The sequence below is a fragment of the Neobacillus sp. PVCKKU3 genome (assembly GCF_058323225.1).
The window spans coordinates 42,764-54,904 of record NZ_JBLVQN010000012.1 but is presented as its reverse complement, the minus strand read 5'-3'; the positions used below and the strand labels follow the sequence as shown (position 1 = coordinate 54,904).

Here is a 12,141-nt window from a genome sequence, read left to right as displayed (position 1 = left end):
TTCACCCAGATTACATCAGGATAAACGGATTTACGTCAACGGAAACAAGAAGTCCGTTTTTCGCCTCATTTTGATGCTGATCAATGATTGTTTTCAATGTTTTTGTCAGGTTCGGTTCCCGCTTGTATTTTATCAGACATTGATAGCGATATCTATTATTAATCCTTGCGATTGGCGAGACTGAGGGGCCAAGAACAACCGCCTGATTAGAAACCTGTGATCTCAAGAAACGGGCAATTTTTTCTGTCGCGGACATGACTGTCATCAACTGCTCATGACTGACCGTAATAAGAGCAAGAAAATAAAAAGGCGGATAATGGTGCATTTTTCGGACAAACATTTCCCGCTGATAAAAAAGGTCATAGTTCTGTGTTCCGGCCAGCTCGATGCTGTAGTGTTCCGGAGTATAGGTTTGAATAATTACCTCTCCGGGGAGCTGATGACGCCCAGCCCGGCCGCTTACCTGTGTTAATAATTGAAAGGTTTTTTCTGATGACCGGAAGTCAGGCAAATGAAGCATCGTATCAGCGGAAAGCACACCGACAAGCGTAATATTAGGGAAGTCCAGCCCTTTTGCAATCATTTGCGTTCCCAATAAAATATCCGCTTTGCCGTCCTGAAACTCCTTCAGCAATCTTTCATGTGAACCCTTACGGCCTGTTGTGTCCACATCCATCCGAATGACCCTGGCCTCGGGCAAAATTTTTCCAAGTTCGTCCTCAACCTTTTGCGTCCCTGTTCCAAAGTAGCGGATATATTCGCTTGAACACTCAGGGCATATCTTTGGAACCGGGCTTTCAAAACCGCAATAGTGACATTTCATTTGAACTCCGGCCCGATGGTAGGTAAGCGAGATGTCACAGTTAGGACAGCTGACAACATAACCGCAATCCCTGCACATGACAAACGAAGAATGTCCGCGTTTATTTAAAAATAAAACGGACTGCTGGTTTTTTTCAAGCCTGTCCTTAAGCATTTCAAAAAGTTTCGTGGAAAACATAGAACGGTTCCCGGCGCGTAGCTCTTCACGCATATCAATAATTTCCACGGACGGTAATGCTTGATTATTCATTCGTGTCGGCAAGGACAAAAGATGGTAAACCTTCTTTTGCGCTCTCGCAAACGATTCTAAAGACGGAGTGGCACTCCCTAATACAACCGGACAAGAATAGGTTTTCGCTCTTTCAATCGCCACATCTTTAGCATGATAGCGCGGCATTTCCTCTTGTTTATAACTTGTCTCATGCTCTTCATCGATAATGATAATGCCGATATTTTCAAACGGGGCAAAGATAGCGGATCTTGCACCGACCGCTACCTTAACCTGTTTCCGTTGGATTTTCCGCCATTCATCGTACTTTTCACCTGCCGATAAACCGCTGTGGAGCACCGCAACCTGATCACCGAATCTTCCTTTAAACCGATTGACCATCTGCGGTGTAAGAGCAATCTCGGGAACAAGAACAATTGCTTCCTTGCCTTTTGCAATGACCTCCTGAATGGATTGCAGGTAAATTTCTGTTTTACCGCTGCCAGTAACCCCATAAAGCAGAAATACCTCATGTTGATTTCCTTCAATCGAATCAAGAATCGGTTTAATGGCTGTGGTTTGGGCCTCTGTCAAGGGCAGCGGGCTGGTTTGTTCAAAGGTGCGGTTTTCATATGGGTCCCGGTAGACTTCTTTTTCCGCTTCCCAAAGCAGTTTCTTTTCAACAAGGGCTTTAACTGTGGTCGAGGAGACTTTAATCTTTTCGGTTAATTGCCGCAATTCAATTTCACTGTCGTGTTCTATAAAATACGCCAGCACTTGCTTCTGCTTATCCGCGTTTCCAGGCAGCCTCTCCAGCTCTAGCTTCATGTCCTGCACACCTATAGCAGGGCCTATCACATGGACAAGTTTTTTCCTAACCTTTTCCTTGACTTCATATAAGACCTCAAGAAGCCCTTCAGCTGAAGCCCGCTGTAGATAGGAAACAAGGCCATTTTTTAATGCTATCTCCCAATTGAGCGTGCTGCTGTTAGCAAAGTATGGCTGGAGCGGCAATTGCAAATCCGCGACGGCCGCACCAGGGGCAAGTTTTACCTTTTTTTCGTACTTAGCTTTTAAAGCCGCGGGAAGCATGACCTGAAAGGCAAAAATCTTAAAGCATAGGGTATGGTCTGTCAGCCAAGTTCCAAGCTTTAATAATTCCTGATTCAAAACCGGCACAAGGTCCATCGGTTCAATAATTTCCCTTAACTGTTTGAATTCGGACTCACGCTTCACCTCAATAACAAACCCTTGAATATGACGCGGGCCAAACGGAACGACGACTCTCATTCCCGGTTGAATCGTCTCCTCCCATTGGGATGGAATAAGATAATCGAATGCTTTATCTGTTTGTTTAGCCGGCACATCTACAATGACACTGGCAATTTTCATTTTTTCTCCAAATCCTTAAGAAGTGCAGCAATTTCTTCAATAATTTTCGCGGCGACGTCCGCTTTAGACATCAAAGGCAAGTCAACAATTGAGCCGTCACGTTTGTATAGGGTGACGATGTTTGTATCTGTGCCAAATCCCGCTCCCTCGGACTTCACATTGTTTGCGACAATCATATCAGCATTTTTTGTTAACAATTTTTTTCGAGCATATTCATCGACATTACTTGTTTCCGCCGCAAAACCAATCAGCACCTGATTTTTCTTTCTTTGGCCAAGTTCAAACAATATATCCTTTGTCCGTTCAAGCTCTAACGATGTGCCGCCAGGCTGTTTTTTCACCTTTTCATCATAAGCAATTTTGGGACGGTAATCAGCAACAGCCGCTGTTTTTATCACAATATCCGCCTTATCAAAAACTTCTATACAAGCGTTATACATATCCTCCGCGCTCTCCACCTTGACTAAGTCAACACCAGAGGGAGCGGTTATTTGAACCGGACCGGAAATCAATACTACACGGGCCCCTTGCTTCCTAGCTTCTTCTGCAATGGAATAACCCATTTTTCCACTTGAATGATTGGATATAAAACGGACAGGGTCAATTTTTTCCCTTGTCGGTCCAGCCGTAATCACGACTGTTTTCCCTTTAAGCGGTTTAAATTCCTTTTTGGCAAAAAAACCTTGGATTAATTCAACAATTTTCTCTGGTTCTTCTAAACGTCCTTTGCCAACATAGCCGCAGGCAAGATAGCCTTCGCTTGGTTCGATGAAGCGATATCCATAGTCCGCTAAAGTGTCAAGATTCTTTTTAACCGCTGGGTGGTCATACATATGAACGTTCATGGCTGGTGCAATCCAGACAGGTGCCGTTGTTGCAAGCAGCATAGTCGTGACCATATTATCAGCAATCCCGCCCGCCAATTTGGCGATCGTATTGGCAGTGGCTGGTGCCACGAGGACCAAATCGGCCCAGTCGGCTAAGTCGATATGGGCAATGACCTGCGGATTTTTTTCATCAAATGTATCTGTATAAACTTCATGGCGTGAAAGTGCTTGGAAGGTTAATGGGGTTACGAATTGGCTGGCTGATTCGGTAATTATAACCTTTACTTGGGCACCGGCTTGAACGAGTTTGCTTGTCAAGGCCGCTGCTTTGTAAACAGCAATTCCACCTGTTACGCATAATAATATTTTTTTATTGGTTAACATACTTTTCCCCCGCTTTATGTAAACACTTTTTCCTCTATTATGATTGAATTTTACTTATTTTTCACCTTTTACTATTTGAATTCGACAAAATTCTATTAATGGGTCTATTGATTTCCGTTCCACTAAGGGAATCTTTCTTGAATAATCATCGCAGGGACAGGCTGCTCTTTGCCTGTCCCGAGGCGCTCGCTTTCCGCGGGCGGTACGGGGCCTCCTCGGCGCTTAAGCGCCTGTGGGGTCTCCCCTGCCCCGTACTCCCGCAGGAGTCGAGCGCCTTCCGCTCCAATCAACAGAAGGAAAAATGCATTCATAAGTTTTACGAAAAATAAAAAGGCTGACTGTTATGTCAAGCCTTCGTTAAATGGTTTTCTACATTTATTCAGCAGAGTTATCTGCTTTTTTGGCAATGCGGTAGGTTAGCTCGCCACTGTAAATTTCCTCAAGTGCTTTTCCAACATATTTGTAGGAAACGTATTTTGGCAGTCTTTCGTCTTTTGCCTGCGACATGGCGCGGGCACGCTTAGCTGCCACGGATACCAACGAATATTTTGAATCAATTTTTTCCAGCAATGAATCGATAGAAGGGTATAACATTCTAATCAACCTCCAGCAATTTTTTATAACGTTTTTCTACTCGTTCCCTGCGGCAATGCTCCGCAACTACAATCGCTTTAATGCGTTCGCAGGCGAGTTCCACTTGGTCATTCTCAACAACATAATCATATAATTCCATCATTTCAATTTCTTCACGGGCTGTCAGCATCCGATTATGAATAATATCTTCTGTTTCCGTTCCTCTTGTCACAATTCGGTTTTTTAATTCCGATAGACTTGGCGGCATCAGAAAAATAAATAAACCTTCAGGGAATTTTTCACGAACTTGGCGGGCACCCTTGACCTCTATCTCTAGGAAAACATCCTTGCCTTCATCTAGGGTTTGCCGGACGTAATCCACTGGCGTGCCATAATAGTTACCAACAAATTCAGCATACTCAAGCAGCTTGCCGTGCCTGATCATTTCCTCAAACTCTTCGCGGGTTCGGAAAAAATAATCCACTCCATCCACTTCTCCAGCACGAGGCTTTCGGGTTGTAACTGAAATAGAATATTCAAAAGCCGTATCAGGCTGTGAAAAAATCTCTTTTCGTACAGTTCCTTTACCAACCCCTGATGGACCGGAAAGTACAATTAACAATCCTTTTTCTGGCATATTACTAAAATCCTACCCTTCTTCAATAGTATCCTCACGGTCCGTTAAGCGGTGCGCTACTGTCTCAGGCTGAACGGCGGAAAGAATAACATGGTCACTATCCATTACAATAACAGCCCGAGTCCGTCTTCCGTATGTAGCATCGATTAATGACCCGCGGTCCCGGGCATCTTGGATAATTCTTTTTATAGGAGCTGATTCGGGACTTACGATAGAAATAATTCGATTTGCCGATACAATATTACCAAAACCAATATTAATTAATTTAATTGCCATGAAAATCATCCAATCATTAATAATATATTTTGACCGTGTCAATGCATTTCTAAACAAATCCTATTCGATATTTTGAACCTGCTCCTTCAGTTTCTCAAGCAAGCTTTTCATCTCAACTGCCTTCTTGGCAATTTTTGCATCATTTGCTTTTGACCCGATGGTATTGACCTCTCGATTCATCTCCTGAACGATAAAATCAAGTTTTCTTCCAATCGGTTCAGCTTCATTTAATGTTTGCACAAACTGCTCCAGATGGCTTGTCAATCTGGTAATCTCTTCATTAATATCGGCTTTTTCGGCAAAAACAGCCACTTCTGTCAAAAGCCTTGTCTCGTCCACCTGACCGCCGGTAAACTCCTGCATTCTCTTTAAAACTCGCTCCTTGTATAGCTGAACCACTTCAGGCGCATAATTTTGGAGCTCCTTTACATGGGTTTCCAACTGGGCAATAATAGCAAGCAAGCCTTTCTTTAAAACTGCGCCTTCCGCGAGCCTCATTTGTTTCAACAGGATGACCGCTTCCTCTGTAGCGGATAGCACTAAATTTTCAAGCTCTTCATTACCGGCTTCATTTTCTTCAATATGTAATAGGTCTGCACGAAGGAGCAAATCCTGAAGGGTTACTTTTCCTTCAAATCCATATCTGCTCTTTGCCTGTTCGATAAACTGATAATATTCATCAATCAATTTCCAATCAACTTGAAGTTTTCGAGTAATTAGACCTGCACCTTCAATGTTGATATATACCTCCGACCGGCCACGGCGGATATACTGATTCAGCTTCTTCTTAATTTTATCTTCTATTTTTAATAGCTGTCTTGGCATTCGAATATTTATTTCAGTAAAGCGGTGATTAACCGACTTCACTTCGGCATTCACGATAAAGAAATCCGATTCTGCCCGGCCTCTTCCAAAGCCTGTCATACTTACAACCATCTAGGCGCACATCCATTCTTTGAATTTATGCTATAAGCCAAAAAATCCAAAAGGTAATAGAATGGATTCTATTACCTTTTGGATTATAACACACTTTATTTCGTTTTTCTTAATAAAAATGAGCCTGCCAGTAAAAAAGTTGGGATGGAGGATAATCCGATAATCAACAGCCAATCCTTTGCAGCGATTGGAAGGGTGTGGAAGATCGGCTGCAGCGGCGGATAGTAGATTACTACCAACACCATTAGCAATGATGATATAACTGCCCATACAAGGTATTGGTTACCAAAAGGGTTTCTTGACAGGACAGATTTCTCACTGCGGCAATCGAAGACATGGATCAGCTGAGCCATAACAAGGGTGGCAAAAGCAACAGTCTGAGCATATTGCAGCTGTGATGGGTCATTATGATAGACAATCATGAAGGCAAAAAGCGTCACCAGTCCGATTAAAAAGCCGCGGGAGACTACCTTCCAGCCAAGTCCACGTGAGAATACTCCTTCATTAGGACTTCTCGGCCCACGTTTCATAACGTTTTCCTCCGGGCGATCAAGTCCAAGTGCCATCGCAGGCAGTCCATCTGTCACCAGGTTTACCCAAAGGATCTGGATTGGCACGAGCGGCAAAGGAAGCCCCAGAAGCATGGCAAACAACATTACCAAAATTTCACCGACGTTTGAAGCTAACAAGTAACGGACGAACTTGCGGATATTTTCATAAATATTTCTGCCTTCTTTGATGGCTGCTTTAATGGTAGCAAAATTATCGTCTAGTAAAACGAGTGCCGAAGCCTCTTTAGCTACATCCGTTCCGGTGATACCCATGGCTACGCCAATGTCTGCAGCTTTGATGGCAGGAGCATCATTGACGCCATCCCCTGTCATCGCTACAATATGACCTCTGTTCTGAAGGGCTTTAACAATTTTCAGTTTATGTTCTGGTGATACCCTGGCAAAAACCGAAACATCTTCCACCACATTTTCTAAATCCTCAACTGACATTTCAGATAATTGCTTACCGTCAAGCACCTTGCTCTTACTCGTTAAGATCCCAAGCTGAGCTGCAATTGCTTTAGCGGTGATGGCATGGTCGCCGGTAATCATGACAGTTTTTATGCCTGCCTCTTTACACTCTTTAACGGCTAATTTCACTTCAGGTCTTGGCGGGTCAATCATCCCTTGGACACCAATAAATGTCAATTTGCTTTCAGCTTCTTTTTCGCTGAAAATGTACGTGTTCGCAGGAATTGGCTTAAAGGCAATCGCAATCGTCCTTAATGCCTGTGATGCCAGATTGTCAATCGCGGATTGAACCTTTTGGTTTGTTTCCTTGTTTAAATATTGGGTTCTCCCGTCCCAAAGAATCGATTCACTGATTCCCAAAATAACATCCGGGGCCCCTTTGGTGATGATAAAATGCCTGCCCTGTTTGTCTTTGACATGGATGCTCATCATTTTTCTTGAGGAATCGAAAGGAAATTCATTCATAATGGTAAATTCCTCAAGTAGCTTTGGACGACTAAAACCTGCCTTCATGGCACTTACCAAAAGCGCGCCTTCCGTTGGATCACCGTCAAGAATATAGTCCTCACCTTTAAGGTTTATCTCAGAATGGTTGCATAGCATCCCAAAAATCAGCATTTGCTGCAAGGCTTTTTCATCCTTAGGGTGAACCTTCTTTTCATGCCGGAAAAAATCACCCTTTGGCTGATAGCCGCCACCGTCAACTGTCCATGTTTGGCCGCCGCTCCAGAGATGGGTTACCGTCATTTTGTTTTGTGTCATGGTTCCCGTTTTATCGGAACAAATGACTGATGCACAGCCGAGGGTTTCAACTGCCGGCAGTTTGCGGACAATTGCCTTTTGCTTGATCATTTTTTGGACACCCAAGGATAAAGCTACCGTCACGATTGCCGGCAGACCCTCAGGTATTGCCGCTACTGCTAAGGAAACGCCTGCCAAAAACATTGTATAAATATCATGTCCCTGAATCACACCAACCACTACTACTAGAAAGGTCAGAAGAAGTGCCACTGTAATTAGAATTTTCCCTAACTGTTCGAGCCTCCGCTGCAGCGGTGTTTCTTGGGATTCTGCTGTTTGCAAAAGTCCGGCAATCTGACCCATCGCTGTTTTCATACCTGTAGCAATGGCTACACCCACACCGTTGCCTCTCGTTACCATCGTTCCCATAAAGGCTGTATTTTCCATATCGCCAATGCCAGGATTTTCATTCGTCAGCTTTTCCGTAATTTTCGAAACGGGTACAGATTCACCGGTCAGCGCTGATTCCTCGATTTCCAAACTTTTCGATTCAATCAGACGAACATCCGCACCAATCCGGTCGCCGCTTGTAAATTTTAAAATATCGCCCACGACGATTTCCTTTGACGGAATCTTAATCCATTTTCCATCTCTTAGCACTGAGACCTGCGGAGCTGATAACTCCTTTAAGGCCTGAAGTGACTTTTCTGCTCTCCGTTCTTGGAAGAAGCCAAGAAATCCATTGATAATGACAATGGCAATGATCGCGATTGCATCGATATATTCACCAAGCAGCCCCGATATTAACGTTGCTGCAAGGAGCACCAACACCATGAAATCTTTAAATTGGCTAAAAAATAAGAGTAAAGCCGATTGCTTCTCCCCTTCTTCTAGCTCATTTAAACCATATTGCTTTACCCTTTTTTTCACTTCCTCTGCTGATAATCCAGATGAAAAGTCGGTTTCTAGAGCCTTTTCAACTTGATTTATCTCCATCTCATGGAACTTCATCCGACCATCTCACTTCCCCCTTAGCTCTAATTCTAATGACAAGCCTGTGAATCTCTGCATTAAAAAATAGTTGCGGCCAATGCATTTGCACTCTCAAGCAAGAACTCTATAGACAGCTTATTCAGGGTCGTCCAAAAAAATGCTATGATAAAAGACAGATTCTCAATTGAAAGGTTATACTTATATAGAAAACTATTGTTAATAGAAAAGGATGTTCACCATGTCATTTGATGGTTTATTTACAAACGCGATTAGTCATGAACTTTCCCGTGCCCTAAAAGGCGGGCGGATTAATAAAGTTCATCAGCCTTATAAAAATGAAATTATTATAACGATTCGAGCTGGAGGGGTTAATCACAGACTGCTTTTATCTGCCCATCCGAGCTATGCCAGAGCACAGCTTACCACCGAAACCCACGAAAACCCTAGTGAGCCGCCAATGTTTTGTATGCTGCTAAGGAAGCATATTGAGGGTCATATTTTAGAGGATTTATATCAAGTTGAAACCGACCGAATGATTATTTTTGAAATCAAAGGCCGGAATGAAATTGGCGATATCAGTTATAAGCAATTAATTATCGAAATTATGGGCAGGCACAGTAATATCATCTTAGTTGATAAAACCCGGAATATTATTTTGGACAGTATCAAACACGTGTCGTTTGCTGTTAACAGTCACAGGGCCATCCTGCCTGGACAGCCATTTGTGTTCCCGCCTGAGCAAAACAAGCAAAATCCATTTCTGGCAAATGAAGAGGATGTTGTAAAGGGCATCGATTTTAATGCAGGACGTCTTGACCGCCAACTCGTGGAGCAGTTCGCTGGCATTTCGCCGCTGTTTGCGAAAGAGGTCATTTTTCAAAGCGGACTTGCCAATCGGACGACTGTGCCCAAAACATTTTTAAGCCTAATTAAAAAAATTCAATCAGGGGCAATTTCACCGTCTATCATCGCTGCTCCCGAAAAGGAAGCCTTTTATTTGTTTCCGCTTGAGCACCTGAAAGGTGAGGTGAAGAGTTTTTCCAGCCTTAGCGAAACGTTGGAGCGTTATTATTTCGGCAAGGCGGAACGGGACAGGGTCAAACAGCAAGGGAACGATATTGAGAAGCTTATTACGAATGAAAAAGAAAAAAATGAAAAGAAAATAGATAAACTGGAAGCAACCCTTAAGGAAGCGGAAAAAGCCGATGAATATCAGCGTTACGGGGAATTGTTAACAGCGAATCTCTATGCCGCCAAAAAGGGAATGAAAGAAATCGAGGTTCTTGATTATTATGATGAAAACGGCGGAACGATTGTCATTCCACTTGACCCTCGGAAATCTCCTTCTGATAACGCGCAAAAATATTTTTCCAAGTATCAGAAAGCGAAAAACGCGGTTTCGATTGTCATCGAACAGATTGAAAAAGCGCGCGTTGAAGCAGCTTATTTTGACAGCCTACTGCAGCAGGTCCAGTCTGCTTCCCCAAGAGATTTGCAGGAGATTCGCGATGAGCTTGTGGAGGGCGGATATATTCGCGACCGTAAAAAACGGAACGGCAAAAAAGTGCAAAACGCCAAGCCGGTTCTTGATTTCTATCAGTCCTCTGATGGAACTGAAATTATCGTTGGAAAAAATAATAAACAAAATGACTATCTGACTAATAAGCTTGCGGCAAGGGATGAAATTTGGCTGCATACAAAGGACATTCCCGGTTCGCATGTCGTTATTCGCAGTAAGGAACCATCTGAAGGGACCATTCACGAAGCCGCAATGCTGGCATCCTATTTTAGCAAGGCGAAAAATTCCAGTTCAGTTCCGGTTGATTTTACAAAAGTGCGACACGTCAAAAAGCCTAGCGGTGCTAAGCCCGGATTTGTCATTTATGACCATCAGCAGACGGTTTACGTGACGCCGGATGAGGAAATGGTACTGAAATTAAAAAGATAAATAAAAAGCCCTGGATTGACATCCGGGGCTTTTATATTACTCGTACTGTTTGCTCCACTCACTAGGATTCTTACTCCATGCAAGCAGGCTTTCCTGATCATCCTGGCTGATATAGCCTTTTTCAATGGCCGTCTCAACTAGTGAAGGAAAATCAGTCAAGGAGTAACTTGTAATTCCTTCCGCAGCAAATGCTTCTTTACCTTTTTCAAGACCGTATGTAAAAATGGATACGACCCCAAGTACTTCACAACCTGCTTCTCTAAGGGCCTCTACAGCTGTGATGACACTACCGCCGGTGGAGATTAAATCTTCAACCACAACCACTTTTTGTCCCTGCTCGACTTTTCCTTCAATCTGATTCCCTTTGCCATGGCCCTTTGCTTTAGAGCGAACATAGCACATTGGCAAATCCATCAGCTCGCTGACCCAGGCAGCGTGAGGAATACCGGCAGTTGCTGTTCCAGCCACCACTTCAGTACCAGGAAAATTCTCGGCGATTAGTTTTTGCAGCCCACTGGCAATAGCCCTGCGGACGGCAGGATAGGATAAGGTGAGCCGATTGTCACAATAAATGGGGGAACGAAGCCCTGAAGTCCAAGTAAATGGATTTTGCGGGCTTAATCCCACCGCGTTAATGTCTAGTAATTTTTCAGCAATAGTGTGTTTCATTGATGTACTCCCTTCCATGCTTCCATCCAGTGTTCATAGCTTTTAAGAGGATCAGCCGACCTTGTGATTGAACGCCCGACAACAATCGCACTGACACCTGCAGATCTTGCAAATTCTGGTGTTGCTACCCGTTTTTGATCCCCAACAGAATCCGAAGAAAGCCGGATTCCTGGACATACGGACAAAAAGTCAGCGCCAATCTTTTCACGGATGGACGCTGCTTCCCATGCTGAACAAACAACTCCGTCGAGTCCTGCTTCCTTTGTCAGGGAAGCATAGTGCAGTACCGATTCCTCAAGCGAAACCCCAATCAGCTGCTCTCTCCTCATTTGCTCTTCCGATGTACTTGTCAGCTGGGTAACGGCAATGCAATACGGCCTTTTCTTTCCGGGCGCAGAACCAGCCTCCAGTCCCTCTAACGCCGCAGCCATCATTTCTTTTCCGCCTGCAGCATGAACATTGACAAGGTCACAGTTCATGCGAGCAAGCCCCATCATCGCACTGTAAACAGTATTTGGTATATCATGAAGCTTCAAATCTAAGAAAATGCGGTGACCTGATTCCTTTAAACGGTGAATAATCGAAGGCCCTTCTTGGTAAAAAAGCTCCATTCCTACTTTAACAAAAAGCTCTTTGCCGGCAAATGGTTGTAAAAATTGATCTACTTCAGCCGCATTAGCAAAATCAAGCGCGATGATAAGCGAGTTGTTCAT

General features: G+C 43.7%; 11 protein-coding genes. 1 reads left to right on the top strand and 10 read right to left on the bottom strand.

Features of this window, described 5'->3' with window-relative positions:
• Positions 1 to 10 precede the first annotated feature (10 nt).
• From priA to ACNQGS_RS10345, 8 genes are all read right to left on the bottom strand, one after another.
• A complete protein-coding gene (priA, locus tag ACNQGS_RS10380) occupies positions 11 to 2,422 on the bottom strand; it encodes a primosomal protein N' (protein ID WP_491487235.1) in 2,412 nt (803 codons plus the stop codon).
• Positions 2,419 to 3,633 carry a bifunctional phosphopantothenoylcysteine decarboxylase/phosphopantothenate--cysteine ligase CoaBC gene (gene coaBC / locus ACNQGS_RS10375; protein WP_491487234.1) on the bottom strand — a complete coding sequence of 405 codons (1,215 nt, stop codon included), beginning with the start codon at positions 3,631 to 3,633 and terminating at the stop codon, positions 2,419 to 2,421. The genes priA and coaBC overlap by 4 nt, the downstream gene beginning before the upstream one ends.
• 122 nt (positions 3,634 to 3,755) lie before the next feature.
• The gene (locus tag ACNQGS_RS10370; RefSeq protein WP_491487233.1) at positions 3,756 to 3,944 is read right to left on the bottom strand and encodes a hypothetical protein; all 189 of its coding nucleotides are present in this window, start codon (positions 3,942 to 3,944) and stop codon (positions 3,756 to 3,758) included.
• A 64-nt stretch (positions 3,945 to 4,008) separates the two neighbouring features.
• Positions 4,009 to 4,227 carry a DNA-directed RNA polymerase subunit omega gene (gene rpoZ / locus ACNQGS_RS10365; RefSeq protein WP_491487232.1) on the bottom strand — a complete coding sequence of 73 codons (219 nt, stop codon included), beginning with the start codon at positions 4,225 to 4,227 and terminating at the stop codon, positions 4,009 to 4,011.
• Between the two features lies 1 nt (position 4,228).
• Positions 4,229 to 4,843: a guanylate kinase gene (gene gmk / locus ACNQGS_RS10360; protein ID WP_213140809.1), complete on the bottom strand. Its 615-nt coding sequence runs from the start codon at positions 4,841 to 4,843 to the stop codon at positions 4,229 to 4,231.
• A gap of 12 nt (positions 4,844 to 4,855) precedes the next feature.
• A complete protein-coding gene (remA, locus tag ACNQGS_RS10355; protein ID WP_213116381.1) occupies positions 4,856 to 5,119 on the bottom strand; it encodes an extracellular matrix/biofilm regulator RemA in 264 nt (87 codons plus the stop codon).
• Between the two features lie 60 nt (positions 5,120 to 5,179).
• On the bottom strand, positions 5,180 to 6,055 hold the full coding sequence (locus tag ACNQGS_RS10350) for a YicC/YloC family endoribonuclease (RefSeq protein WP_491487231.1): 876 nt from the start codon (positions 6,053 to 6,055) through the stop codon (positions 5,180 to 5,182).
• A gap of 95 nt (positions 6,056 to 6,150) precedes the next feature.
• On the bottom strand, positions 6,151 to 8,829 hold the full coding sequence (locus tag ACNQGS_RS10345) for a calcium-translocating P-type ATPase, SERCA-type (protein ID WP_491487230.1): 2,679 nt from the start codon (positions 8,827 to 8,829) through the stop codon (positions 6,151 to 6,153).
• 220 nt (positions 8,830 to 9,049) lie between these two features.
• Here ACNQGS_RS10345 and ACNQGS_RS10340 point away from each other — a divergent pair, with 220 nt between their 5' ends.
• The gene (locus ACNQGS_RS10340) at positions 9,050 to 10,759 is read left to right on the top strand and encodes an Rqc2 family fibronectin-binding protein (RefSeq protein ID WP_491487229.1); all 1,710 of its coding nucleotides are present in this window, start codon (positions 9,050 to 9,052) and stop codon (positions 10,757 to 10,759) included.
• 36 nt (positions 10,760 to 10,795) lie between these two features.
• Here the strand turns inward: ACNQGS_RS10340 and pyrE are convergent, their stop codons facing one another.
• Positions 10,796 to 11,428, bottom strand: coding sequence for an orotate phosphoribosyltransferase (gene pyrE, locus ACNQGS_RS10335; RefSeq protein WP_491487228.1), 633 nt, complete (start codon positions 11,426 to 11,428; stop codon positions 10,796 to 10,798).
• On the bottom strand, positions 11,425 to 12,141 hold the full coding sequence (gene pyrF, locus ACNQGS_RS10330; RefSeq protein ID WP_491487227.1) for an orotidine-5'-phosphate decarboxylase: 717 nt from the start codon (positions 12,139 to 12,141) through the stop codon (positions 11,425 to 11,427). The genes pyrE and pyrF overlap by 4 nt, the downstream gene beginning before the upstream one ends.